The sequence below is a fragment of the Mycobacterium kyogaense genome (genome assembly GCF_036946525.1).
GTDB classification, from domain to species: domain Bacteria; phylum Actinomycetota; class Actinomycetes; order Mycobacteriales; family Mycobacteriaceae; genus Mycobacterium; species Mycobacterium kyogaense_A.
This window is the reverse complement of record NZ_JAQIIY010000022.1, coordinates 77,535-101,966: the sequence shown is the minus strand read 5'-3', so window position 1 is coordinate 101,966 and position 24,432 is coordinate 77,535. Positions and strand designations below refer to the sequence as shown.

The 24,432-nt window shown below is 68.2% G+C and carries 22 protein-coding genes; 11 read left to right on the top strand and 11 right to left on the bottom strand.

Features of this window, described 5'->3' with window-relative positions; genetic code table 11:
- Positions 1-3: 3 nt before the first annotated feature.
- A complete protein-coding gene (locus PGN37_RS19215) occupies positions 4-633 on the bottom strand; it encodes a GntR family transcriptional regulator (protein WP_442932965.1) in 630 nt (209 codons plus the stop codon).
- Between the two features lie 113 nt (positions 634-746).
- Complete coding sequence (locus tag PGN37_RS19210; RefSeq protein ID WP_335332591.1) at positions 747-1,418, bottom strand: GntR family transcriptional regulator; 672 nt, start codon at positions 1,416-1,418, stop codon at positions 747-749.
- A gap of 100 nt (positions 1,419-1,518) precedes the next feature.
- On the opposite strand from PGN37_RS19210, the gene glyA reads away from it, so the two are divergent.
- The 6 genes from glyA to PGN37_RS19180 all read left to right on the top strand — a co-directional run bounded on the left by glyA (position 1,519) and on the right by PGN37_RS19180 (position 8,580).
- Positions 1,519-2,847, top strand: a complete 1,329-nt coding sequence (gene glyA, locus PGN37_RS19205) for a serine hydroxymethyltransferase (protein ID WP_335332590.1) — start codon at positions 1,519-1,521, stop codon at positions 2,845-2,847.
- A complete protein-coding gene (locus tag PGN37_RS19200; RefSeq protein ID WP_335332589.1) occupies positions 2,844-4,082 on the top strand; it encodes a sarcosine oxidase subunit beta family protein in 1,239 nt (412 codons plus the stop codon). The genes glyA and PGN37_RS19200 overlap by 4 nt, the downstream gene beginning before the upstream one ends.
- A gap of 18 nt (positions 4,083-4,100) precedes the next feature.
- Positions 4,101-4,376: a sarcosine oxidase subunit delta gene (locus tag PGN37_RS19195; RefSeq protein ID WP_335332588.1), complete on the top strand. Its 276-nt coding sequence runs from the start codon at positions 4,101-4,103 to the stop codon at positions 4,374-4,376.
- Positions 4,377-7,238: a 2Fe-2S iron-sulfur cluster-binding protein gene (locus PGN37_RS19190; protein ID WP_335332587.1), complete on the top strand. Its 2,862-nt coding sequence runs from the start codon at positions 4,377-4,379 to the stop codon at positions 7,236-7,238. It begins immediately after the preceding gene.
- The gene (locus tag PGN37_RS19185; RefSeq protein ID WP_335332586.1) at positions 7,231-7,818 is read left to right on the top strand and encodes a sarcosine oxidase subunit gamma; all 588 of its coding nucleotides are present in this window, start codon (positions 7,231-7,233) and stop codon (positions 7,816-7,818) included. Before PGN37_RS19190 ends, PGN37_RS19185 begins: the two co-directional genes overlap by 8 nt.
- Positions 7,819-7,953: 135 nt before the next feature.
- Positions 7,954-8,580: a GntR family transcriptional regulator gene (locus tag PGN37_RS19180; RefSeq protein WP_335332585.1), complete on the top strand. Its 627-nt coding sequence runs from the start codon at positions 7,954-7,956 to the stop codon at positions 8,578-8,580.
- A 4-nt stretch (positions 8,581-8,584) separates the two neighbouring features.
- Here PGN37_RS19180 and PGN37_RS19175 read toward each other — a convergent pair whose 3' ends face one another.
- Genes PGN37_RS19175 through PGN37_RS19160 form a run of 4 tightly spaced genes read right to left on the bottom strand, consistent with a single transcriptional unit; the run spans position 8,585 to position 14,697 of the window.
- A complete protein-coding gene (locus PGN37_RS19175) occupies positions 8,585-10,888 on the bottom strand; it encodes an FdhF/YdeP family oxidoreductase (RefSeq protein WP_335332584.1) in 2,304 nt (767 codons plus the stop codon).
- A gap of 14 nt (positions 10,889-10,902) precedes the next feature.
- Complete coding sequence (locus PGN37_RS19170; RefSeq protein ID WP_335332583.1) at positions 10,903-11,535, bottom strand: MBL fold metallo-hydrolase; 633 nt, start codon at positions 11,533-11,535, stop codon at positions 10,903-10,905.
- Positions 11,532-12,617: an S-(hydroxymethyl)mycothiol dehydrogenase gene (locus PGN37_RS19165; protein ID WP_335332582.1), complete on the bottom strand. Its 1,086-nt coding sequence runs from the start codon at positions 12,615-12,617 to the stop codon at positions 11,532-11,534. The genes PGN37_RS19170 and PGN37_RS19165 overlap by 4 nt, the downstream gene beginning before the upstream one ends.
- Before the next feature lie 34 nt (positions 12,618-12,651).
- Positions 12,652-14,697 carry an NADH:flavin oxidoreductase gene (locus PGN37_RS19160; protein WP_335332581.1) on the bottom strand — a complete coding sequence of 682 codons (2,046 nt, stop codon included), beginning with the start codon at positions 14,695-14,697 and terminating at the stop codon, positions 12,652-12,654.
- A 192-nt stretch (positions 14,698-14,889) separates the two neighbouring features.
- Between PGN37_RS19160 and PGN37_RS19155 the strand changes: the two genes are divergently transcribed.
- The gene (locus PGN37_RS19155) at positions 14,890-16,278 is read left to right on the top strand and encodes an L-serine ammonia-lyase (RefSeq protein WP_335332580.1); all 1,389 of its coding nucleotides are present in this window, start codon (positions 14,890-14,892) and stop codon (positions 16,276-16,278) included.
- 10 nt (positions 16,279-16,288) lie between these two features.
- Positions 16,289-16,525 carry a hypothetical protein gene (locus PGN37_RS19150; protein ID WP_335332579.1) on the top strand — a complete coding sequence of 79 codons (237 nt, stop codon included), beginning with the start codon at positions 16,289-16,291 and terminating at the stop codon, positions 16,523-16,525.
- Position 16,526: 1 nt separating this feature from the next.
- Here PGN37_RS19150 and PGN37_RS19145 read toward each other — a convergent pair whose 3' ends face one another.
- A complete protein-coding gene (locus tag PGN37_RS19145) occupies positions 16,527-17,960 on the bottom strand; it encodes an APC family permease (protein WP_335332578.1) in 1,434 nt (477 codons plus the stop codon).
- Between the two features lie 63 nt (positions 17,961-18,023).
- Positions 18,024-18,632: a TetR/AcrR family transcriptional regulator gene (locus PGN37_RS19140; protein ID WP_335332634.1), complete on the bottom strand. Its 609-nt coding sequence runs from the start codon at positions 18,630-18,632 to the stop codon at positions 18,024-18,026.
- 59 nt (positions 18,633-18,691) lie between these two features.
- Between PGN37_RS19140 and PGN37_RS19135 the strand changes: the two genes are divergently transcribed.
- Positions 18,692-19,540 carry an alpha/beta hydrolase gene (locus PGN37_RS19135; RefSeq protein WP_335332577.1) on the top strand — a complete coding sequence of 283 codons (849 nt, stop codon included), beginning with the start codon at positions 18,692-18,694 and terminating at the stop codon, positions 19,538-19,540.
- Here the strand turns inward: PGN37_RS19135 and purD are convergent.
- Positions 19,537-20,805: a phosphoribosylamine--glycine ligase gene (purD, locus tag PGN37_RS19130; protein ID WP_335332576.1), complete on the bottom strand. Its 1,269-nt coding sequence runs from the start codon at positions 20,803-20,805 to the stop codon at positions 19,537-19,539. The two genes, PGN37_RS19135 and purD, sit on opposite strands and share 4 nt — an antisense overlap.
- 113 nt (positions 20,806-20,918) lie before the next feature.
- On the opposite strand from purD, the gene PGN37_RS19125 reads away from it, so the two are divergent.
- Both PGN37_RS19125 and PGN37_RS19120 read left to right on the top strand, forming a co-directional pair.
- Positions 20,919-22,151 carry a cytochrome P450 gene (locus PGN37_RS19125; protein ID WP_335332575.1) on the top strand — a complete coding sequence of 411 codons (1,233 nt, stop codon included), beginning with the start codon at positions 20,919-20,921 and terminating at the stop codon, positions 22,149-22,151.
- A gap of 19 nt (positions 22,152-22,170) precedes the next feature.
- A complete protein-coding gene (locus PGN37_RS19120; RefSeq protein ID WP_335332574.1) occupies positions 22,171-22,833 on the top strand; it encodes a TetR/AcrR family transcriptional regulator in 663 nt (220 codons plus the stop codon).
- Here PGN37_RS19120 and PGN37_RS19115 read toward each other — a convergent pair.
- A complete protein-coding gene (locus tag PGN37_RS19115) occupies positions 22,772-23,998 on the bottom strand; it encodes a hypothetical protein (RefSeq protein ID WP_335332573.1) in 1,227 nt (408 codons plus the stop codon). The two genes, PGN37_RS19120 and PGN37_RS19115, sit on opposite strands and share 62 nt — an antisense overlap.
- Positions 23,991-24,428: a carboxymuconolactone decarboxylase family protein gene (locus tag PGN37_RS19110; RefSeq protein WP_335332572.1), complete on the bottom strand. Its 438-nt coding sequence runs from the start codon at positions 24,426-24,428 to the stop codon at positions 23,991-23,993. The genes PGN37_RS19115 and PGN37_RS19110 overlap by 8 nt, the downstream gene beginning before the upstream one ends.
- Positions 24,429-24,432: the final 4 nt, after the last annotated feature.

Sequence of the window (24,432 nt, the reverse complement as noted above, 5' to 3'; positions counted from 1 at the left end):
CGCTTATACGACGGACCGGACCGCTTCTTCGAAACCGGTGACGTGGGCCAGCGCGATCGCAGCTGCCGCGTCGCCGTCGCCCTCGGCGATGGTCCGGAGCAGGGCGGTGTGTTCGCCGACGTGGTGGGCGACCACCGTGAGCCGGTCGAGGAACAGGCAGAAGATCCGGGTGGCCAGGTTGTCGTACCGGATCAGGACGTCTTCCAGGTGCGGGTTGCCTGCGGCGCTGTAGATGGCGCGGTGCACCCGAAGATCCCAGCGCATCAGTTCCCGGCGGTCGATGGTGCCGATCTCCAGCGCGTCGGTCTGGTCGGCGAGTTCGAGCAGATGCGTGCGCATCGACGCCGATGCGTTCTCGGCGGCGGTGCGGGCGGCAACCGGTTCGAGGTTGACCCGGATCTGCGAGATGTGGCGCAGGTCAGCGACATCCACACCCGTGGCGAACGTGCCGCGGCGCGGGAAGGAGATGACGAGCCGGTCGGCTTCGAGGCGTTTGAGGGCCTCCCGCACCGGTGTGCGGCCCAGTCCGAGGCTCGCGGCCAGCTCGCTTTCCACGATCGCCTCGTTGGGCCGGATGTCCAACATGATGAGTTTGTCCTGGATGATCAGGTACGCCTGATCGGCCAGCGACATCGCACTGAGATCGACCTCGCCGAGCGACTCCACTCCGACAACCGTCACCGACACACCCTTTCGCTGGTGCGCCGATGATATATCAGTGTTGTGCGGACGTTACCGCGACACCGTCACAGCAACGCGCGGATGGCCTGCTCGAAACCGGTGACGTGCGACAGCGTCAACGATGACGCGGTCTCACTGTCGCCGGCGACGATTGCGTCCAGCAGGGCGATGTGTTCGCGCACGTGGGTGACGACGTCGGGGAGCCGATCGAGGAACAGGCACCAGATCCGAGTGGCGTGGGCGTCGAGGCTCACCAGCACCGCCTCCAGATGGGGATTCTGCGCCGCGCGGTAGATCTCCCGGTGCACGCGCACATCGTGGCGCAACACCTCCCGCGGATCGTCGGAGTCGCCGATCTGCCGAATACCGTCGGCGAGCTCGGCCAGTCTGCGGCGCGACTCCGCCGTGGCCACCCGCGCGGCGCGCGCGGCAGCCAACGGCTCCAAGTGGTTTCGGATCTCGGAGATGTCGGCCAGGTCGGTCATGTCGACCGCGGTCGCGAACGTCCCGCGCCGCGGGTACGCGACCACCAACCGGTCCCGCTCGAGCCGTTTGAGCGCGTCGCGCACCGGGGTGCGCCCAACTCCGAGCTCGGCACCCAGCCGGTCGTCGTTGATGGGTTCGCCAGGCCTGATGTCGAGCATCACGAGTCGTTCCCGCACCGCTTCGTAGACCCGGTCGGCCGTGCTCTCGGCACCGGTGTCGGTGTCGACGGCTGTCACCACCGATGACGTCATGACCGCTCCTCTGCGCGCTGTTGACGTGGACACGAACTGATCCTAATCTATCCGACAGTTGATATATTAGTCACGTATCAATCGACACAGAAGGGCCACCATGACCGTCGACACCGCTGCCCCGGCCACGGCCCACAGCGCCAATCCGATCCTCGGCGAAGCTCTGGCCACCCTCGATCACGAAGTGCAACAGGCAATTTCGGCGGAACTGGCACGCCAGCAGAACACGCTGGAGATGATCGCCAGCGAGAATTTCGCACCGATGGCCGTCATGGAGGCCCAGGGGTCGGTGTTGACGAACAAGTACGCCGAGGGCTATCCCGGCCGGCGCTACTACGGCGGATGCGAGCACGTCGACGTCATCGAGCAGCTCGCGATCGACCGGCTCACGAGCCTGTTCGGTGCGTCCTACGCCAACGTCCAACCACATTCAGGCGCGCAGGCCAACGCCGCCGTCATGGCAGCGCTGCTCACCCCCGGGGACACCATCCTCGGGCTGACGCTGGCCCACGGCGGCCACCTCACCCACGGCATGAAGCTGAACTTCTCCGGCAAGCTCTACGATGTGGCCGCCTATCAGGTGTCCGAAGACAACCACCGGATCGACATGGCCGAGGTGGAGCGACTGGCACACGAGCGCCGGCCGAAGCTGATCCTCGCGGGCTGGTCCGCCTATCCGCGGCACCTCGACTTCGCCGAGTTTCGGCGCATCGCCGACGATGTCGGCGCGTACCTGATGGTCGACATGGCCCACTTCGCCGGCCTGGTGGCGGCCGGGTTGCACCCCTCCCCCGTGCCGCACGCCCACGTGGTCACCTCGACCACGCACAAGACGCTGGGCGGCCCCCGCGGCGGAGTCATCATGACCAACGACGAAGCGCTGGCCAAGAAGATCAACTCCGCGGTCTTCCCCGGCCAGCAGGGCGGCCCGCTCGAGCACGTCATCGCCGCCAAGGCCGTGTCGTTCCTGCTCGCCGCGCAGCCAGAGTTCCGCGAGCGCCAGGAGCGGACGCTGGCGGGAGCCGCGATCCTCGCCGAGCGCCTATTGCAAGAGGATTCGCGCGCGGCCGGTATCAACGTGGTGTCCGGGGGCACCGACGTCCACCTGGTGCTGGTGGATCTGCGTGACTCCGAACTGGACGGAAAGCAGGCCGAGGACCGGCTGCACCGCGTCGGAATCACCGTGAACCGCAACGCCGTTCCGTTCGATCCACGACCGCCGATGATCAGTTCCGGCGTACGGATCGGGACCGCGGCGCTGGCCACCCGAGGATTCGATCTCGACGGCTTCACCGAGGTCGCCGACGTCATCGCCGCGGCGCTGCGCCCCGAGGCCGACGATGCCGACCTCGATGCACTGCGCGCCCGCGTCGACGTCCTGGCGCGCCGCTTCCCGCTGTACCCCGAGCTGACGGAGACTTCACTGTGACACCGCATTCCGCCCCTCCCGGGGCACATCTGCCCGACCATCCCGAATTCCTCTGGCGGACACCCGAACCGAAGAAGACCTACGACGTCGTCATCGTCGGCGGCGGTGGACACGGCCTGGCGACGGCGCACTACCTGGCCAAGAATCACGGCATCACCAACGTCGCCGTGCTCGAACGCGGCTGGCTGGCCGGCGGCAACATGGCGCGCAACACCACGCTGATCCGCTCCAACTACCTGTGGGACGAGAGCGCCCGCATCTACGAGCACGCGCTCAAGCTCTGGGAGACGCTCGAAGAGGACCTGGACTACCCGATCCTGTTCAGCCAGCGCGGCGTTCTCAACCTCGCCCACAGCCTGCAGGACGTGCGCGACAGCGTGCGGCGCGTCGAGGCCAACAAACTCAACGGCATTGACGCCCAGTGGGTGGACCCTGACGAGGTCAAGAAACTCTGCCCGATCGTCAACATCTGCAGCGAGATTCGCTATCCGGTGCTCGGCGCCACCTACCAGCCCCGGGCCGGGATCGCCAAACACGACTACGTCGCCTGGGGGTTCGCCCGGCGGGCAGATCAGGCCGGGATCGACATCATCCAGAACTGCGAGGTCATCGGTTTCGACACCGACGGCGACCGCGTGACCGCGGTGCGTACCACCCAGGGCACCATCGGCGCGGGCCGCGTGGCGCTGTGCGCGGCCGGGCACACGTCGACGTTGACCGACATGCTCGGTATCCGCACACCGTTGCAGAGCCACCCGCTGCAGGCCCTGGTCTCCGAACTGCTGGAGCCGGTGCACCCGACGATCGTGATGTCGAACGCGGTGCACGTCTACGTCTCCCAGGCCCACAAGGGCGAACTCGTGATGGGTGCCGGTATCGACTCCTACAACGGATACGGCCAGCGCGGCGCCTTCCACGTCATCGAGCGCCAGATGGCTGCCGCCGTCGAGCTGTTCCCGGTGTTCGCGCGGGCCCACCTGCTGCGCACCTGGGCGGGCATCGTGGATGTCTGCCCGGATGCCTCGCCCATCGTCGGCCGCACGCCCTATGAGAACCTCTACCTCAACGCCGGTTGGGGCACAGGCGGTTTCAAGGCCACCCCCGGGATCGGGTGGTGCCTGGCCGACACTCTCGCCACCGGCGAACCTCACGACTTCATCGCACCGTTCAGCCTCGACCGGTTCGTCACCGGCGCGCTGGTCGACGAACACGGCGCCGCGGGCGTCGCACACTGACGAAAGGCAAGCGAGACCATGCAGCTCATCGAATGCCCGTGGTGCGGGCCCCGTGAGGAGACAGAATTCCATTACGGGGGGCAAGCACACATCGCCTACCCCGAGGACCCGCACGGGTTGACCGACGAACAGTGGGCGCACTTCGTGTTCTTTCGCGACAACCCCAAGGGACTGTTCGCCGAGAGGTGGTCCCACAGCCACGGATGCCGCCGCTGGTTCAACGCCGTGCGCGACACCGCCACCTACCGATTCCAGCGGACCTACCGCCTGGACGAGCCGAAGCCGACGATCTGAATGACTTCTTCATCTCACGAGTTCCGCACCGCCAGGGGCGGCCGCATCGACCGCGACACCACTCTCACCTTCACGTTCAACGACCGCGAGTACACCGGACACACCGGTGACACACTCGCCTCGGCGCTGCTCGCCCACGGTGTGCACCAGGTGGCCAGCAGCATCAAACTCGGTCGCCCCCGAGGTTTCACGGCCGCGTGGGCCGAGGACACCGGCGGTCTCGTCCAGGTCGAGCATCCGTTCCCCGAGCCCATGCTGCTGGCGACCACCGTAGAACTGTTCGACGGCCTTGTCGCGCGCGGACTTCCGGGCCAGGGCCGGCTCGCCGAGATCCCCGACACCGCACGGTACGACAGCACCCACGTACACACCGACCTCCTCGTCGTCGGCGCCGGACCGGCCGGACTCGCAGCCGCACTGACCGCGGCCCGGGCCGGGGCGCGGGTCGTGCTGATCGACGAGCAGAGCGAGGCCGGCGGGGCGCTGCTCGGTTCTGCCGACGAGATCGCGGGCACCCCCGCACTTCAGTGGGTCGACGAGGCCGTCGCCGAACTCGCCTCCCACCCCGACGTGCTGCACCTGCAGCGCACCACGGCGTTCGGGCACTACGACGACGGGTTCGTATTGGCGCTGCAACGGCGCACCGACCACCTGGGCGCCGAGGCGCCGGCCGGGGTCAGCAGGCAGCGGGTGTGGCGGATCCGCGCCCGGCACGTCCTCGTCGCGGCGGGCGCGCACGAGCGGCCGGTCGTGTTCGCCGACAACGACCGACCGGGCATCATGCTCGCCGCCTCCGCACGGACGTTCCTGCACCGGTTCGGGGTGAAGCTCGGCGAGCAGGCGGTCGTGTTCACCACCAACGACAGCGCGTACCAGTCGGCGTTCGACCTGCACGACACGGGCGTGAGCGTCGCCGCGATCGTGGACGCGCGCGAGGAGGTGAGCGCGGCGCTGCGCGATGCCTGTGCGGCACGGGGCATTCCGATCCACACCGGTTCCGTGGTCACCGGCACGCGCGGCAAGTCCCGCGTCACCCACGCCGTCGTCGGCCACCCCGGCGAGACGGCCACCGTGATCCCCTGCGACGTGCTGCTGGTCAGCGGTGGCTGGAATCCGGCGGTGCACCTGTTCAGCCAGGCGCGCGGCACGCTGCGCTACGACGACACGCTCGGCGCCTTCGTCCCGGGTGAGCGTCTCGACGGGATCAGCGTCGCAGGCGCGGCCGACGGGGTGTTCGATCTTCCCGGGTGTGTGCGGAGCGGACGACAGGCTGCAGAGTCTGCCGTCACCGCACTGGGCCTGAGTCCGTCAACGAATCCCTTTGCCGCAGAAGCGGACCCCAGCGAGCCGCAGGCACCTGCCGCAGTGCTGTGGTACGTGCCTGATCCGTCGTCGGCGACGCGGCAGTTCGTCGACGTCCAGCGCGATGCCACGGTCGCCGACCTGGTCCGTGCCGTCGGCGCGGGCATGCGCTCGATGGAACACATCAAGCGCTACACGACCATCGGCACCGCTCATGACCAGGGCAAGACCTCGGGTGTGGTGGCCTCGGGCATCGTGTCGGCCCTGCTGGGCACGCCAGTGCAGACGCTCGGCGTGACGACGTTCAGGCCGCCCTACACGCCGGTCGCGTTCGCCGCACTGGCCGGCCGGGACCGCGGCAGCCTCTACGATCCGGAGCGGGTGACCGCGGTGCACGACTGGCATGTCGCCGCGGGCGCCGTGTTCGAAGACGTCGGCATGTGGAAGCGGCCCCGCTACTACCCGCACCCCGGGGAGAGCATGGAGGACGCTGTTCTCCGCGAATGTGCCGCTGTGCGAACCGGAGTCGGCATTCTCGACGGTTCCACACTGGGCAAGATCGACGTGCAGGGCCCCGACGCAGGCGAGTTCCTGGACCTGCTCTACACGAACATGATGAGCACGCTCAAAGTCGGCATGGTGCGCTACGGCGTGATGTGCGGTGTCGACGGCATGGTCATCGACGACGGCACGGTGATGCGCCTGGCCGAGGACCGCTACATGGCGTTCACCACGACCGGTGGGGCGGCCCGCATCCTCGACTGGATGGAGGACTGGCTGCAGACCGAGTGGCCGCATCTGCGGGTCCGGCTGACATCGGTGACCGAGCAGTGGCACACGTTCCCGGTCGTCGGGCCGAGGTCCCGCGATGTGGTCGGCGCGGTGTTCGGCGACCTCGATGTCAGCAACGAGGCATTCCCGTTCATGGCGTGGCGGGACACCTCGATCGACGGCGTGTACGTGTGTGTGGCCCGGGTCAGCTTCTCCGGTGAGCTGGCCTACGAGGTCAACGTCATGGGCTGGTACGCAACGGCCCTGTGGGAGAGGCTGATCGAGGCCGGCGAGCGGTACGGCATCACGCCGTATGGCACCGAGACTATGCACGTGCTGCGCGCGGAGAAGGGCTACCCGATCATCGGGCAGGACACCGACGGCACGATCACCCCGCAGGATCTCGGCATGGGATGGGCGGTGTCGAAGAAGAAGCCGGACTTCATCGGGAAGCGGTCGTTCACCCGCCGGGAGAACCTCAATCCGCTGCGCAAGCAGTTCGTCGGACTGCTGCCCACCGATGCCGACACTGTCCTGCCGGAGGGCGCGCAGATCATCGAGTTCGCGGAGGACGGCGTGCTGCCCGCACCGCCGGTGCCGATGCTCGGTCACGTCACGTCGAGCTATCGCAGCGCCGAACTCGGGCGCCCGTTCGCCTTGGCTCTGGTCAGAGGCGGTCGCGACCGCATCGGAGAAACCCTGCACGTCCCGGTCGACGGCACGCTGGTGCCCGTCGAGGTGACCGGTTCGGTCCTCGTCGATCCCGAAGGAGCTCGCCGCGATGGCTGACACTCTGACCCGCCGCAGTCCGCTGCACTCCCACGAGTCACGCCTGGCCGCGTTGCCGGCCTCGGCGTCGGTGACCGAGGAGCCGTTCTTCGCGATGGTGGACCTGTGGGTCGATCCGGACGGACCAGGGGGCGCCGCCGCTGCGGGCGTCCTCGGCGTCGACGCGTTGCCGACGGCACCGTCGACCGTCGTCGACGGACCTGATGTGTCGGTGATCTGGCTCGGTCCGCAGGAGTGGCTGGCGGTCTCGGCGACCCGCGACGGTGAGGACCTGGAGGCCGCGCTGCGCGACGCCGTCGGCGAACTCGGTGGTGCGGCGGTGGATGTTTCGGCTCAGCGGACTTCACTGCGGTTGCGCGGCGCCCACGCAAGGGCAGTGCTGGCCAAGGGCTGCTCGCTCGATCTGCACCCTCGCGTGTTCGGGCCGGGTAGCGCCGCGCAGACGATGCTGGGGCACGCCGGAGTGGTGCTGATGCCGACGAGCGACGAGGGCGTTGACTATCGCGTCATCGTGCGCTCGTCGTTCGCCCGCTATCTGGCCGACTGGCTGATCGACGCCGCCGAAGAGTTCGCAGGCTAACCCCGCCCAAACCGACGTTTGGGCGGGAAAGAGCGAGTAGGCCACGCCATTACGTCGATCTCGGCGCGGCAGCGTGAGGTATTCTCGGCGGGATCTGAAATCTCAGACGACGCGCGTCGTGTACGAGGAGTCCGCATGCCGAGCCCCCTCCTGTCCGACCAGGCCTACGACGCCATCCGCGACAAGATCGTCTCGCTGCAGATCGCCCCGGGCGCGCCGATCGAAGAAGAGCAGCTGGCCGCCGAGCTCGGGGTCGGCCGCACCCCCGTCCGCGAGGCGATCAAGCGACTGGCCTACCGCAAACTGGTCGTCATCTATCCCCGCAGCGGCAGCTACGCCGCCGACCTCGATCTCGCGGATCTCGAGGCGATCTGCGATATCCGCGAGCGCCTCGAAGGGCTGGCCGCCGAACGTGCCGCCAGCGAGGCCCGCTATGAGGAGCGCCAGGAATTGCAGGCGCTGCTCGACGACATCAACGCCTGCACCGATCACGAGAAGTTGCTCGAGCTCGACGTGCTCACCCACCGCGCGATCCACCGGATGGCCCACAACCCCTACCTGCTCGACACTCTCACCCAGAGCCTCGACCTGTCGCTACGCATGTGGAACCTGGCCAAAGAGCGGCTGCCCGACCTCGATCATCACGTGCACGGTCAGACCGAGGTGCTCGCCGCGATCCTCGACCGCAACGCCACACGCGCCCGCAAGCTCGCCGAAGCGCATGTGCGCGAATTCGAAGACGGTATCCGCGCGATGTTCTGATCGCTCAGGTCCGTCGCTGCAGCCGAACCGTGATCGCCTTGGACACAGGGGTATTCGACCTTCTCGCCACGTGATCCAGCGGCACCAGCGGATTGGTCTCCGGATAGTAGGCAGCCGCATTGCCCCGCGGTGTCGGGTAGGGAACCAGCCGGAAGTCGTCGGCGCGCCGCTCCTCGATCCCGCCGTCGGGCAGCTGCCATTCGGACACCAGGTCCACCCTGTCCCCCGCCACGAAGCCGGCCTCGGCGATGTCGTCGGGATGGCAGAAGACCACGCGCCGACCGCCTTTGACGCCCCGGTACCGGTCGTCGAGGCCGTAGATCGTGGTGTTGTACTGATCGTGGCTGCGCATCGTCTGCAGGATCAACCGGCCCGACGGCACCGGGAGCCAGTGCAGATCGTTGGCCACGAAGTTGGCCCTGCCGGTGTCGGTCGCGAAGCGGCGTTCGTCGCGTGGAGGGTGCGGCAGCACGAACCCGTCGGGCTCCCGGACCTTGCGGTTGAAGTCGTCGAAGCCGGGCACCACGCGGGAAATCGCGTCGCGAATCCGGTCGTAGTCGGCGGCGAACTCGGCCCACGGCACGCGGTGGTCGCTACCGAACAGCGCCGTGGCGAGCCCGCACACGATCGCCACCTCGCTGCGCAGGTGCTCACCGATCGGGGTCAGGCCGCCGCGGGACAGGTGCACCACGGACATCGAATCTTCTACGGAGACAACCTGATTACGGTCGCCGGTGCGGTCCTTGTCCGTCCTGCCCAGCGAGGGCAGGATCAGCGCGGTACGCCCGCCGATCAGATGTGAGCGGTTCAGTTTCGTCGACACCTGCACCGTCAGCGAGCAGCGGCGCAGAGCCGCTTCGGTGACCTCGGTGTCGGGGGTGGCCGCCACGAAGTTGCCGCCCATCGCCATGAACACCGATACGCGGCCGTCACGCATCGCTCGAATTGTCTCGACGGAGTCGTACCCGTGCCGGCGCGGGCTGGTGATGCCGAATTCGGTGTCCAGCGCGGCCAGGAAGCTCTCGGGCGACCTCTCCCAGATCCCCATCGTCCGGTCGCCTTGCACGTTCGAGTGGCCGCGCACCGGACATACCCCCGCACCGGGTTTGCCCATCATGCCCTGCATCAGAAGCAGATTGGTGGCGTCCTGGATCGTGGCCACGCCGTGGGTCTGCTGGGTCAGCCCCATCGCCCAACAGATGATCGTCTTCTTCGACGCGATCAGCGCCGCGGCGGTCGCGTCGAGTTGGGCGCGGGTCAGCCCGGTCGCCTCGAGCACCGTGTCGAGGTCGACACCGCGGACGTGCTCGGCCCAGGAGTCGAAGCCGGCGCAGTACTCGGCGATGAACGCGGAGTCGAGCACCGTCCCGGGAGCGCGATCCTCGGCCTCGAGCAGGAGCCGCGCCAAGCCCTGGAACAGTGCCTGGTCGCCGCCTATGCGGATCTGCAGGAAGTCGTCGGCGATCACGACGCCGTCGCCGATCACACCGTGCACCTTCTGCGGGTCCTTGAACCGCAGGAGTCCGGCTTCGGGCAGCGGATTGATCGCAATCACCTTCGCGCCGTTGGCTTTTGCCTTCTCCAGTACCGAGAGCATGCGCGGGTGGTTGGTACCGGGATTCTGACCGGCGATCAGGATCAGATCGGCGTTCTCGAGGTCGGGCACCGACACCGATCCCTTGCCGATGCCGATGCTCTCCTGCAGCGCGGTGCCCGACGATTCGTGGCACATGTTCGAGCAGTCCGGCATGTTGTTGGTGCCGAAGCTGCGGATCATCAGCTGGTAGACGAACGCCGCTTCGTTCGAGGTGCGGCCCGAGGTGTAGAACGCCGCCCGGTCGGGAGAATCGAGGGCGCGCAGTTCGTCGGCGATCAGGGTGAAGGCGGCGTCCCAGTCGATCGGCTCGTAGTGGGTGGCGCCGGCTCGCAGCACCATCGGGTGCGTCAGGCGGCCCTGCTGGCCCAGCCAGTAGTCGGTGTGTTCCGACAGCTCCGCGACGGAGTGCGCGGCGAAGAAGTCTGGGCCGACCCGCCGTTTGGTGGCTTCCTCGGCGACGGCTTTGGCGCCGTTCTCGCAGAACTCGGCGTGCTTGCGGTGTCCCGGGGTCTCCGGCCACGCGCATCCGGGGCAGTCGAAGCCGGTCCGCTGGTTCAGTGCGGCCAGGGTGCGTACGGTCCGGACGGCGCCCATCTGCTCGATACCGCGCCGCAGTGAGACCAGGACGGCGGGAACTCCCGCGGCGTAGGTCTTCTCACCCGTGACGACGACATCGTTCTCGTCGATGTCCTGGTCGATGTCGTCGGCCATGTCTTTCACCGTACTCAGTGACCCCGCGCGATCCAGTCGGCGAGGTGGGGTGCCTCCACACCGATCGTGGTGTGGTCGCCGTGACCGGTGTGCACGCGGGTGTCCTCGGGCAGGGTCAGCAACGAGCCCCTGATCGAGTCGATGATGGTCCCGAAGTCGCTGTAGGACCGCCCGGTGGCGCCTGGGCCACCCTGGAACAGGGTGTCCCCGGAGAACAGGGCACCGGCTTCCGGGAGGTACAGGCACACCGAGCCGGGCGAGTGCCCGGGGGTGTGGATGACCTGGACATCACTGCCCGCCAACCGAATCCGCTGCGCAGCGGCAATCGAGGTGTAGGTCACCTCGGGATGCGACATCTTCCACAGCACGTCGTCGCCGGGGTGCAGCAGCACCGGGGCGTCGAGCTCGGCGCCCAGCGTGGGTGCGACGGTCACGTGGTCGTCGTGGCCGTGGGTGACGACGACGGCGACGACGCGGCGGCCGTCGACCGCGTCGATGATCTGAGGTGCGGTGTGGGCGGCGTCGACGACGATGACCTCGTCGTCGTCACCGACGACCCACACGTTGTTGTCGACATCCCAGGTGCCTCCGTCGAGGCTGAACGTCCCGGAGGTGACGACGCGGTCGATGCGCAGTTCGCCGCTCACAGCACCACCACCGAGCGCAGCACCTCACCCTGGTGCATGGTGTGGAACGCGTCTTCGACCTCGTCGAGTTTGATGCGCTCGGAGACGAAGCGGTCCAAGGGCAGCCGGCCCTGCTGATAGAGGTCGACCAGCGTGGGGAAGTCGCGCTCGGGCAGGCAGTCGCCGTACCACGACGACTTCAGCGATCCACCGCGGGAGAAGAAGTCGATGAGCGGCATGTCCAGCGTCATGTCGGGGGTGGGAACCCCGACCAGCACGACGGTGCCTGCGAGGTCGCGGGCGTAGAACGCCTGCTTCCAGGTCTCGGGCCGGCCGACGGCGTCGATGACGACGTCGGCGCCGAAGCCGCCGGTCAGGTCCTGCACCGCGGTCACCGTGTCGACCGCGGTGGCGTCGACGGTGTGCGTGGCGCCGAGCTCGCGCGCCCACTCGAGCTTGCGGGCGTCGCGGTCGATCGCGATGATCGTGCCCGCGCCGGCGAGCCGCGCCCCCATGATCGCCGCGTCGCCCACGCCACCGCAGCCGATGACCGCCACCGCGTCGCCGCGGGACACGTTGCCGGTGTTGACCGCGGCGCCGAGGCCGGCCATCACGCCGCACCCGAGCAGGCCGACGACGGCGGGATCGGCGTCGGCGTCGACCTTGGTGCACTGTCCGGCGTGGACGAGTGTCTTGTCGGCGAACGCGCCGATACCCAAGGCGGGGGTCAGCTCGGTGCCGTCGACCAGGGTCATCTTCTGGGTAGCGTTGAAGGTGTCGAAGCAGTACTGCGGACGGCCGCGCTTGCATGCGCGGCACTGGCCGCACACGGCGCGCCAGTTGAGGACGACGAAGTCGCCGACGGCCACCGAGTCGACGCCCGGCCCGATCTCGTCGACGATGCCTGCCGCCTCATGGCCGAGCAGGAACGGGAACTCGTCGTTGATGCCGCCTTCGCGGTAGGTCAGGTCGGTGTGGCAGACCCCGCAGGCCTGCACCCGCACGATCACCTCACCGGGGCCGGGATCGGGGATCATGATGTCGGTGACCTCGACCGGAGCGCCTTGGGCGCGGGCGATGACTCCTCGGACCTGTTGCGGCATAGGGGAACTCCTCTGAAGTGGCGGGTCTGTGGGTTTACAGAGCGATGCAGAGCCGGAAGGCGTCGTAGACCGCGGCGTGGATGTTGCGGCTGGCCACTGCGTCGCCGATGCGGAACAGCTGATAGCGGCCGTGCTGGTTGCGGATGACGTGCTGCGGGCGCAGGTCGAGCAGTGCCTGCTGGTCTACTTCACCGGCGTTGGTCGAACCGGGGATCAGCTCAAAATACAGGTCGTCCTGTGGAAGCGTGCCGTGCTCGACCACGACCTGGTCCACGACCCGCTGCCGAGTGGCGTGGGCGTACTCGTTGTAGAGGTCCACTTCGAGGCGGCCGTCCTTGCGCCGGACCCCGGTCAGACGTTCGTTGAGTGTCACCCGTACGTCGTGTTCGGCGAATGCCTTGAAGTACGCGGGGTAGTTCACACCACCCACGTCGGGGGCCAATGTCCGCTCCGGCGTGACGAATTCGACCTCCACCCCGCTGCGCGCGACCATTTCGGCAGCATCCATCCCGGGGTGACCACCGTTGTCGTCGTAGAACAGCACGCTCCCGCGCGGTCGCACGGCCCCGCACAGGACGTCCCAGGCGTCGGTCACCAGAGACGCACCTTCGGAGAGGAATTCGCTGTTGGGCAGGCCACCGGTGGCCACCACCACGATGTCGGGCTCCTCGGCCAGCACGTCGTCGGCCTCGGCGTAGGCGTTGGTCCGGATGTCGACGTCGAGGAGCTTGCATTCGGCGAGCCGCCAGTCGACGATGCTGATCAGGTCACGCCGGCGGGGCGCCGAGGCGGCGAGCCGGATCTGTCCGCCCGGGGCGTCGGCGGCCTCGAACACGACGACCTTGTGGCCCCGCTCGCCGAGCACGCGGGCCGCCTCCAGACCGGCCGGGCCGCCGCCGATGACGACAGCCTTGCGTGGTGTGCCGGTGGCCGCGGGCACGTGGTGGGGCATCCGGTCCTCGCGCCCGGTGGAGGCGTTGTGGACGCATTTGGCGTCGCGTGCCTGGTAGATCTCATCGAGGCAGTAGCTCGCCCCCACACAGGGTCGGATGCGATCTTCCTCTCCGGCATGGATTTTCGCGACGATGTGCGGATCGGCGATGTGGGCGCGGGTCATGCCGACGAGGTCGATCAGTCCGTCGCGGATCGCGTGGCGCGCCGTCGCGACGTCGTTGATGCGGGCGGCGTGCATGACCGGGATCTGCAGAGCGGCCTTCACCTGGCCGGCGAATTCGAGGTGGGGCGCCACCGGGGTGCCCATCGGCGGGATGACCCGGGACAGTGCCTCGTCGCTGGCCATGTAGCCCTTGATCACGCTGATGAAGTCGATACCCTCGGCCACCAGGAGTTCGGCGATCTCGAGGCCCTCGCTGTACTGCAGACCGCCGTCGATGTCCTCGTCGAGCGACATCCGGATGCCGACCGCGAAGTCGGGACCCGCGGCCTCCCGGACGGCGCGAATCACTTTGAGCGGGAATCGAAGCCGGTTCTCGATGCTGCCCATCCCGTACTCGTCGTCACGGCGATTCGTCAGCGGGGACCAGAAGGAGTCGAAAAGGTGTGTGTAGGCCTCGATCTCGATGCCGTCGAGGCCGGCTTCGCGGCACCGCGCTGTCGCGTCGGCGTAGGCCTTGACGATGCGGTCCAGGTCCCACTCCTCGGCGACCTTCGGGAAGGCACGGTGCGCGGGTTCGCGGATCGCCGAGGGGGCGATGACGGGCAGCCAGTCGCCGTCGTAGTTGCTGGTGCGACGGCCGAGATGAGTGATCTGACACATGACGGCGGCGCCGTTCTCGTGCACGCCGTAGGCCAGCTCGCTCAGCCACGGCACGATCTCGTCCTTGTAGAGATGTAGGTTGCCGAAGGCAGCCGGGCTGTCGGGGGCCACGACGGCCGAGCCGCCCATCATCGTCAGGCCAATCCCGCCCTTGGCCTTCTCCTCGTGGTAGAGGCGGTAGCGGCGCTTCGGCATGCCCTCCTCGGTGTAGGACGGCTCGTGCGATGTGCTCACGACGCGATTGCGCAGGGTCATGTTCTTCAGCCGGTAGGGCTGCAGGAGGGGATCGATGAGCTGCGTCATCGCGTACCAGCTTTCTGACATTTCAGAGGATTTATCTAACACCTCAGCTTCTCAGCAAGGTATGCCACCGCAGACTTCAGGTCAAGAGCAAATGCCCAGCCTGCACCTACTCTTGACGCGCTGACCAGGCTGACCTACGGTTGACGACAGAACTCATATATCAGTACGCGATCAGATGGATGGAGGCCGAGCATGACGATCAGCGTGTTCGACCTCTTCTCGGTCGGCATCGGCCCCTCGAGTTCACATACGGTCGGCCCGATGCGGGCCGCCGCCCTGTTCATCGACGATCTGCAGACCATGGGGGCCATCGACGCGGTCGCCGACGTGCGCGGCGATCTGTACGGGTCGCTCGCGGCCACCGGCGCCGGGCACGGCACCTTCACCGCGGTCCTCCTCGGTCTCGAGGGCCACCGGCCGGACGAAATCCGTGCCGACGAGATGGAACGTCGCGTCGAGCACATGCGCGCGACGGGCACGATCTGCCTGGCCGGCTCCCACTCCATCCGGCTGACGGAGCAGGACCTCACGCTGCGCCCGCTGACGATCCTCCCGTTCCATCCCAACGGCATGACGCTCACCGCGCTCGACGCCGACGGCCGGGAACTGCATCGCCAGACCTACTTCTCCGTCGGCGGCGGCTTTGTCGTCACCGAAGAAGAGACGCTCGACGCGACGCCTCGGACCGCCGACCCGCGATCGCTGGCGTTCGGATCGGCGAAGCAACTCCTCGAACTCTGCCGCCGACACGCCTGCAGCATCAGTGATCTCATGCTGGCCGTCGAGACCGATACGCGCCCGCAGGACGAGATCCGCCGCAGATTGCTGCACATCCGCGACGTCATGGTCGAGTGCGAGAAGCGCGGTGTCAGCCGTGCCGGCTACCTGCCCGGGACCCTGCGCGTCCGCCGGCGCGCCAAGGACTGGTACGACCGTCTCATCGCCGAGGATCCCGATCGACAGCCCGAATTCGCCCAGGACTGGGTCAATCTCGTGGCGCTGGCCGTCAACGAAGAGAATGCCTCCGGGGGACGGATCGTCACCGCACCCACCAACGGCGCCGCAGGCATCGTGCCCGCCGTGCTGCACTACGCGGTGCACTACACCGAGCGCGGCACGCAGGACCCCGACGGCACCGCGGTGCGCTTCCTGCTGGCAGCCGGAGCCATCGGCTCGCTGTACAAGGAACGCGCCTCGATCTCCGGAGCCGAGGTCGGCTGCCAGGGTGAGGTCGGCTCGGCAGCGTCGATGGCGGCCGCCGGACTCGCCGAGATCCTCGGTGGCACACCGGAACAGGTGGAGAACGCAGCGGAGATCGCGATGGAGCACAGCCTGGGCCTGACCTGTGATCCCATCGGGGGCTTGGTGCAGATTCCGTGCATCGAGCGAAACGCGATTTCGGCGGGCAAGGCGATCAACGCCGCGAGGATGGCGCTGCGCGGCGACGGCTCCCATCACGTCACACTCGATCAGGTCATCGAGACGATGCGCACCACCGGTGCCGACATGCTCGCCAAATACAAGGAGACCTCCACCGGAGGCCTGGCCGTCAACGTGCCCGTCAACTACATCGAGTGCTGAGGTGGAACAGATGCACCTGGATTGGTACGACCGCGAGATCCTCACCTACGTCACGGCTGCGCCGGCCGATCGGCCGCTGCCCGAGGCAGGCTGCCGCAGCCGGTTCGGCATCACCCCCGGCGCGGTGATGCGGCGGTTCGCCGCCGTCGTCGACGTGTACCGCACGGCCCATCTGCCGCTGGCACCCGCCGATCAAGACCTGCTGGACCGCGCCGCCGCGCGCGGGTCCCACCGCGCCGCGGTCTGACTCAGTCGTCCGGACCGGCGCCCAGATGCGTCGGATCGCTGATGTGGGCGTCTCGGATGCCGAGCTGCCGGTTGATCAACTGGGTGATGAAGAAGAGGACCACGCCGAGCGCCACCAGCACCCCGGCCACGATGTACTGCTGAGCGGGGCGCCCGGACAGCGGCGTCACCAGATACAGCGAGACAAGGAAGCCGATGACCGGCAGGATCGTCGGGGTCCTGAAATGCCCGCCCGCCTCGCGCACATCGCGCCGCAGCACCAGCACCGCCACGTTGACGACGGCGAACACCGCGAGCAGGAGCAGGCTCGTGGTGCCGCCGAGCACCGAGATCGCGTTGCTGCTGGCGAAGGCGCTCACGTAGAGGATCAGGCCGAACGCGATCAGCGTCGTGAACACGATCGCCACCCACGGCGAACGACGCGTGGGATGCACGGTGCCCAGGACCGGAGGAAGCACGTGCTGCCGGGCCATGCCGTAGATCAGCCGGCTCGCCATCAGCATGTTGATCAGCGCGGTGTTGGACACCGCGAACATCGTCATGAACGGCAGGATCGAGTCGATCGGCAGCCCGGGTGCACCGGCCTTGACGACCTCGACCAGCGGGGTGTCGCTGGCCTCGAGTTCACCGATCGGCACCAGTGCCACCGCGACGATCGACACGAGGATGTAGACGACTCCGGCGATCGAGAGCCCCGACAGCAGGATCTTGGGGAACGTCTTGACCGGCTCCTTGGTCTCCTCGGCCATGTTGACCGAATCCTCGAAACCGACCATCGCGAAGAAGGCCAGTGACGTCGCGGCGGTCACGGCGAGGAACGTGTTCTTGTCCTCGGCGGTCTCGAACGCGACGATGCGGGAGAAGTCCACGTCGGCGCTGCTGGTGAACGCCCACAGGCCGACGAGGATCACCACCGCCAGGCCGGTGATCTCGACGATCGTCAGGACGACGTTGAGCTTGACGCTCTCCCCCACGCCGCGAAAGTTGATGGCCGCCAGGGCCGCCATGAAACCGAGAGCCAGCAGCGCCACCGCGAGTTTGGATGGATCGACGTCGATCCCGGTGAAGAAGTTCGCGGCAAATGCCCTCGAAGCCGTTGAGGCCGAGGTGATTCCGGAACACATGACGACGAAGGCGACCAGGAAGGTCACGAAGTGGATGCCGAACGCCTTGTGCGCATAGAGCGCTGCGCCTGCGGCCTGCGGATACTTCGTCACCAGTTCCAGGTAGCTGAACGCGGTGATGGTCGCGACGCCGAACGCGACGAGGAACGGAAGCCACGCGGCACCACCGACTTCGGCGGCGACGTCACCGACGAGCGCATACACGCCGGTGCCGAGGATGTCCCCGACCACGAACAACAGCAGCAGGCCCGGCCCCATCACCCGCTTCAGCTCAGGCTGCTGCGTCTCCTGACCGGTCGTGGCCTCCGCCATGCGCCTCCCCTGCCTCTCGCTCGATCCACCCATCTTCGGTCACGGCGCCCCGCGGCGCAGTGGCTACGCGTAGGGAGCCAGCACGTCGATCACGTCGATCAACGTGGCTCGGGCCGTGGCTCGGGGCCCGTCGCCGTCCGCGACGAGAGCGGCCACCACCGCCCCGTCGACCGCGCACACCAGCGCCGTCAGCAACTCCGGGTGCACCGAGCGGCCACACCGTTCGACGACGGCGATCACCGCATCGGTGCGGTGCTTGAGGATCCGGCGCTGGATGTCGCGCAGGTTGGGCTGGCGCGCGCACGCGATCAGCCGCTCGTAGCGGGAGATCAGCTGCTCGCTCACCTGTTCCCGGCTGTCACCGACGAGGAGATCGACCAGGATGTCGGCCGTTGATTCGGGGCCCCGCCGGCGCCGCGACAGGTCCGCCACCCGGTCCTCGAGGTCCCGGGTCTCGAGCGCGCCGACGTAGTCGACGGCATGGGCGATCAAGTCATCCAGCGAAGAAAAGTAGTAGGTCGTCGAGGCCAGCGGCAGGCCGGCTCGACGCGCGACCGCGCGATGCCGCACCGCGTCGAAGCCGCCCTCGCACAGCAGGTCGGCAGCGGCGCTGACCAGCGCATACCGCCGACGTTCTCCCTTGGGAGTGACTGCTGCCGTCACGCCTAGCATCGTGCCAGTCACGGGGGTACGGCATCGGGCTTTCGGCAATTCACTCAGGCACCGATGGCATGATGTCGCGCATGCCGACGATCAGCCGGCGGGCGATGCTCGGGCTCGGATGCCGAGCCGGACTCGTGACCGCAGCAGGAGCCACCGCAGTGTCCGCGTTCACCCGGGCGGTGGTGTCGGCCGCGCCACCCGCCGCGGCTCCCACCTACGCCTCCGGCACGTTCGCCTCCGCCGCCCGGGGCGGCGCGCCGACCAACTGGATCATCGCCCGGCCGCCCGGCCAGAGCGTTCCGCTGCGCACGGTGATACTGCTGCACGGAAAAGACAGCAGCGCCGCGACGGTCATGTCGATGGGCGCCGAACAGTTCCTCGCCGACGCGGTCGCCGCGGGTGTGCCTCCGTTCGCGCTGGCTGCCGTCGACGGCGGCAACGGGTACTGGCATCGCCGCGCCTCCGGTGACGACCCGGGCGCGATGGTTCTCGACGAGTTCCTGCCGCTGCTCGCCGGACAGGGACTCGACACCTCCCGCGTCGGCTTCCTCGGGTGGTCGATGGGCGGTTACGGTGCTCTGCTGCTGGGCGCTCGCCTGGGCGCGCCGCGCACCGCGGCGATCTGCGCGGTCAGCCCGGCGCTGTGGACATCTGCCGGGGCAGCGGCTCCTGGCGCGTTCGACGGGGCTGCCGACTTCGAGGCCAACAGCGTGTGGGGGCTACCTGGGCTCACCGGCATCCCGTTGCGCATCGACATCGGCGACGACGATCCGTTCGCCTCGGCGACTCGGCAGTTCATCGGCCAGTTGTCCACTCCGCCCGCCGGCGAGTTCTCCCCCGGTGGACACAACGCCGCCTTCTGGTCGTCGCAGCTCAGCTCCGAGCTGACCTGGATGGCACCGCTGCTGACGGCCTAGAGGCCGATCTCGCCCTGGGCTGCAGCCAGCCCGATGTCGCTGCGGAAGTGGCTGCCCGGCAAGCGAATCGAGTCGATGATCGCGTAGGCCGACGCACGTGCGGCTGACAGGTCGGCTCCGGTGCCCACCACGGAGAGCACCCGTCCGCCGGACGACACCAGTGCGCCGTCGTCGCGGCGTGCGGTGCCGGCGTGCAGCACGCCGTCCGCGTCGGCACCGGAGATGACGTCACCGACCCGGGGCCGGCCGGGGTAGTTCTCGGCGGCGACGACGACGGTGACCGCGGCGCCGTCGCGCCAACGCGGCTCCGGCTCGCCGGCCAGCCGGCCCGTGGCCACGGCCATCAGCAGCGCGCCGAGCGGGGAGTCGAGCAGGGCGAGTACGGCCTGCGTCTCGGGATCGCCGAAACGGCAGTTGAATTCGACGACGGCGGGGCCCTGCGACGTGATGGCCAGACCGGCGTACAGCAGTCCGGAGAACGCACTGTCGCGCCGAACCAGTTCTGCGGCAACAGGTGTGACGACCTCGTCGACGATGCGGCGGGTCATGTCGGCGGGCAGCCAGGGCAACGGGGTGTAGGCGCCCATCCCTCCCGTATTGGGACCGGTGTCCCCGTCGCCGACGCGCTTGGAGTCCTGAGCCGGCAGCAGCGGCACCACCGTGTCGCCGTCGACGAGGCAGAACAGCGACACCTCGGGACCGTCGAGGAAGGATTCGAGCAGTACCGGGTGGCCCGCCTCGAGCAGGCTGGCCGCGTGCGCGCGGGCCGTGTCGCGATCGTCGGTCACGACCACGCCCTTGCCTGCCGCGAGTCCGTCGTCCTTGACCACCCAGGCGTGCTCGCCGGCGGGCGGGCCGAAGCGGTCCAGCGCGGCGTCGAGATGGCCGGGGTTGTCGACGATCTCGCTCGTCGCCGTGCGCACCCCGGCCACGGTCATCACGTCCTTGGCGAACGCTTTGGAGCCCTCAATGCGCGCTGCGTCCCTGGTGGGCCCGAAGCAGGCGATACCGGCGGCGCGCACGGCGTCGGCCACCCCGAGGACCAGCGGGACCTCCGGACCGATGACCACCAGGTCCGCCCCCACCCGGCGGGCGAGCGCGACGACCTCCTCGGCCGAGGTGACGTCGACGTCGTACTGGTCGGCGACCGCGGCGGTGCCGGCGTTGCCGGGCGCGACCGACAGCGTCTCCACCTCGGTGTCTCGGCGCAGTGCGAGCAGCAGCGCGTGTTCACGGGCTCCGGAACCGATCACCAGGACGTGCACAGGTGACCACCCTAATCGCACCGGCGAAGCGCCGACACACGACCGATCATACAGTTTGATGCTTAGGTGTATGGTCGACCGAAAGTGCCGTACGTCACACCCGGAGGTCTGCCATGACGAGCTGCCCATTTCTGCCGACCGGCTACGACTTCACCGACCCGGACGTGCTGGTCCGCGGCCTGCCGGTGCGGGAGTTCGCCGAGCTGCGCGCGACCGCGCCGGTGTGGTGGAACGCCCAGCAGGAGTCGGTGTTCGACGATGGCGGCTACTGGGTGATCACGCGGCACGCCGACATCAAGGCGATCTCGCGGGACGGTGAGCTGTGGTCGACCAACCGCAAGGGCGCGGTCATGCGGCTGCCCGACGGGGTGACCGGTGATCAGCTGGAGCTGACCAAGGCCCTGCTGATCAACCACGACGCCCCCGAGCACACCCGGCTGCGCAAGATCGTCTCGCGGCTGTTCACCCCGCGGGCCATCGCGACGCTCGAGGCGAAGCTCGCCGAATCCGCACGCGAGATCGTCGCGGCCGCCGCCGAGAAGGGCAGCGGCGACTTCGTTCACGACATCGCCATGTCGCTACCGCTGCAGGCGATCGCCGACCTCATCGGGGTACCGGAAGCCGACCGCGAGAAGCTGTTCGACTGGACCAACGCGATCATGAACACCGACGACCCGGATTTCGAGACCGACCACGTCGCCGCCAACGCCGAACTGATGGGCTACGCGTACACGATGGCCGAGGAGCGGCGCCGCTGCCCCGCCGACGACATCGTCACCCGCCTCGTCCAGGCCGACGTGACGGGTGACGCCGGAGAAGCCATGTCCGACGTCGAGTTCGCGTTCTTCGTCATCCTCCTGGCAGTGGCCGGCAACGAGACCACCCGCAACGCGATGACGCACGGCATGAACGCGTTCCTGGAGAATCCGGACCAGTGGGACCTGTTCGTCCGTGAGCGCCCGCAGACCGCGGTCGACGAGATCATCCGCTGGGCCACCCCCGTGCACTGTTTCCAGCGCACCGCGACCTCCGACGTCGAGCTCGGCGGCACGCTGATCCGCGAGGGACAACGGGTGGGACTGTTCTACAGCTCGGCGAATTTCGACGAGGAGGTCTTCACCCGGCCGTTCGAATTCGACATCCTGCGCAACCCCAATCCGCACCTGGCGTTCGGTGGGAACGGCGCGCACTACTGCATCGGCGCGAACCTGGCCCGCATGGAGATCAAGTTGATCTTCGACCAGATCGCCGAGCAGATACCCGACATCTCCAAACTGGCCGAACCGCAACGCCTGCGGTCGGGGTGGATCAACGGGGTCAAGGAGATGCGGGTCGCGTATCGCTGACGGTGGTTAAGGTGCCATCGTGCGCACCCACGGTTGGTCAGGAGCCAAACCGGCCTCCGATGAGGAGGCCATGCGTCGCATCCTGGCCGCGGCGAGCAAGGCCATCGAGGACCACGGCGCCGATTTCTCCATCTCCGACGTCGCCCGCTCCGTCGGGGTGACCCGGCAGACGGTGTATCGGTACTTCCCCAGCACCGAGGCGCTGCTGGTCGCTGCGGCGGTGCGCGCCGTCGACGAATTCCTGCACCGGTTGGCCGTGCACGTCGCCGGCATCACCGATCCTGCCGACGCCGTCACCGAGGCGGTTGCCACCGCTCTGGAGTGGTTGCCCGACGAGAAGTACATCGGGCTTCTGCTGGTGCCGGGCGGCACGACGCACGCCGAGTCGGTCACCTCCGACGTGGCGCTGCAGTTCGGCCGCGACATGATCGGCCGGCTCGACGTCGACTGGGCGGCAAGCGGTTACGGCACCGACGATGGCACCGACCGCGATCTCGACGAGCTCGCCGAGCACCTGCTGCGGGTGATCCAGTCGTTCGTGATCGACCCGGGCCGCCCCCCGCGGCGCGGCGCGGACCTGCGCGCCTACCTGCGGCGGTGGGTGGGCGGTGCGCTGAGCGCTACACCACCGTCAGCGGCAGCGACCGCCTCGGCTGGAACTCGAAAGAAGCTCCCCCGCTGATCTTGACCACCGCCACCTCGCCGAGCTCACGGGCGGGACTGTCGCGGCGCACCACCTGCGCGGTCCACTCGGTCGCGGTGCCGGACATCTCGACATCGAGGTGTGGGTCGATGGCGGCGACCGCGGCCTGCAGAGGACGACGCTCGTCGGGATGGACCAGCGCCACCCAGGCTCCGTCCTCGTGCGCCGCTGACCGCTGCACGTGCACCGCATCCGGACCGAAGTCGGCGTCGACGTAGGCGGCCGGATTGAACAGGGGATGCAGCCGCAGCGTCGCGACGGCGCCGTCTATGCCCTCGGGCAGGGCCAGCGCACGGTGGATGCGCTCGGCGGCCAGGCCCGCGACACCGGTGAGCTGTTTGGTGCAGATCTCGGTCGCCAGCTCCTGATCGGCGCCCGCCCGGGCTCCGACCGCGATCACGAACGACAGGTTCAGCAGATGCATCTGCAGGCACACCTCGTCGGCGATTCGCACCAGCGCCGAGTGGGAGAACGCGCCGAAGTCGAAGTCCGACAGCAGATCTCCGGAGTAGTCGCCGCTACCCTCGTCGGCGGGATCGATCGGATCGAGTTCGGTGCGAGCCGCCCGGGTGCGTGCGATGACCTCGAGCACCGGATGGTCGGCGACCTCGGGGTGGGAGTCGTCGATGCTCACGGTCCAGGCGCAGTGTGGATGACGGTCGGCCGGCGTCCGCGGCGGCCGGTGGATGGGACGGATCTGCGCCCTGCGGTTGGTGGCCACCGCGGTCGCGTCGAAGGTGGGGTCCTCGATGTCGTGGCACATGCCGCGCACGTAGTCCTCCCCCATCGGCTCCACATCGAGAAGCGCCCCGCAGTGGTCGAGGTGGAACTCTCCGTGCCAGCGATCGTGCACCGTGTAGCGGAAGTCCATGAACTGCGGCGGTGCACCGATGTCGAGCTGCAGACCCTTGAAGATCGTCACGACGTCGATGCCCTCGTAGCGCAGCGCCTTCTGCATCCGGCGGGTGTAGATGGGACTCGCGCCCATCCATTCCTCGATGGCGATCTCGAGCATCGCTTCGCGTCCGAAATTACTGATGCACCATGCCATCCCGGAACGATCGATCATCTGCCCGATCAGCAGCAGCTCGGGCACCAGAACCGCGAGCTGCTCGCGGGACAGGTCGGCGTATCGACTACTCATGCGGAGTGCCCCCGGAGTGCATCTCCACCGCCGCCTCCATGTTCGCCTTCTTGTCGTCGGCCTGACCGGCCCGGGCGGCCTTGCGGCGTTGCTTGGCCACCTTGGTCACCACGCCGTCGAACTTGGAGCCGAGCGGAAAGCCGAGATAGTGCGTCAGGAAGATCGCCATCTCCTTGAGCTCGTCTTCGGTGAGCTCCTCGTTAGCCAGCGCCGCGTTGGTCTGGATCTCGGCGAGATCGGTGATCCCCAGCGCGGTCACCACGGTGAGCGTCATGATGCGCTTGTCGCGCATCGACAGGCCCGGCCGCGACCAGATCGTGCCGAACAGGTGGTCCGCTGTCAGGGCGAAGTAGTCGCCCGGCATGTCGGGCATCTCCCAGCCGTAGACCTCGTTCATCTTGTCCAGACCCCTGCGGCGCAGCTCGTCCATGTCA

Coding starts and splice junctions, on each gene's coding strand:
- PGN37_RS19110 (WP_335332572.1), bottom strand. CDS start 24,428: ATGGACGAGCTGCGCCGCAGGGGTCTGGACAAGATGAACGAGGTCTAC.
- PGN37_RS19160 (WP_335332581.1), bottom strand. CDS start 14,697: ATGACGCAGCTCATCGATCCCCTCCTGCAGCCCTACCGGCTGAAGAAC.
- PGN37_RS19125 (WP_335332575.1), top strand. CDS start 20,919: ATGACGAGCTGCCCATTTCTGCCGACCGGCTACGACTTCACCGACCCG.
- PGN37_RS19215 (WP_442932965.1), bottom strand. CDS start 633: ATGTCGCTGGCCGATCAGGCGTACCTGATCATCCAGGACAAACTCATC.
- PGN37_RS19155 (WP_335332580.1), top strand. CDS start 14,890: ATGACGATCAGCGTGTTCGACCTCTTCTCGGTCGGCATCGGCCCCTCG.
- PGN37_RS19165 (WP_335332582.1), bottom strand. CDS start 12,617: ATGCCGCAACAGGTCCGAGGAGTCATCGCCCGCGCCCAAGGCGCTCCG.
- glyA (WP_335332590.1), top strand. CDS start 1,519: ATGACCGTCGACACCGCTGCCCCGGCCACGGCCCACAGCGCCAATCCG.
- PGN37_RS19180 (WP_335332585.1), top strand. CDS start 7,954: ATGCCGAGCCCCCTCCTGTCCGACCAGGCCTACGACGCCATCCGCGAC.
- PGN37_RS19175 (WP_335332584.1), bottom strand. CDS start 10,888: ATGGCCGACGACATCGACCAGGACATCGACGAGAACGATGTCGTCGTC.
- PGN37_RS19135 (WP_335332577.1), top strand. CDS start 18,692: ATGATGTCGCGCATGCCGACGATCAGCCGGCGGGCGATGCTCGGGCTC.
- PGN37_RS19150 (WP_335332579.1), top strand. CDS start 16,289: ATGCACCTGGATTGGTACGACCGCGAGATCCTCACCTACGTCACGGCT.
- PGN37_RS19115 (WP_335332573.1), bottom strand. CDS start 23,998: ATGAGTAGTCGATACGCCGACCTGTCCCGCGAGCAGCTCGCGGTTCTG.
- PGN37_RS19210 (WP_335332591.1), bottom strand. CDS start 1,418: ATGACGTCATCGGTGGTGACAGCCGTCGACACCGACACCGGTGCCGAG.
- PGN37_RS19140 (WP_335332634.1), bottom strand. CDS start 18,632: ATGCTAGGCGTGACGGCAGCAGTCACTCCCAAGGGAGAACGTCGGCGG.
- PGN37_RS19190 (WP_335332587.1), top strand. CDS start 4,377: ATGACTTCTTCATCTCACGAGTTCCGCACCGCCAGGGGCGGCCGCATC.
- PGN37_RS19145 (WP_335332578.1), bottom strand. CDS start 17,960: ATGGCGGAGGCCACGACCGGTCAGGAGACGCAGCAGCCTGAGCTGAAG.
- PGN37_RS19185 (WP_335332586.1), top strand. CDS start 7,231: ATGGCTGACACTCTGACCCGCCGCAGTCCGCTGCACTCCCACGAGTCA.
- PGN37_RS19195 (WP_335332588.1), top strand. CDS start 4,101: ATGCAGCTCATCGAATGCCCGTGGTGCGGGCCCCGTGAGGAGACAGAA.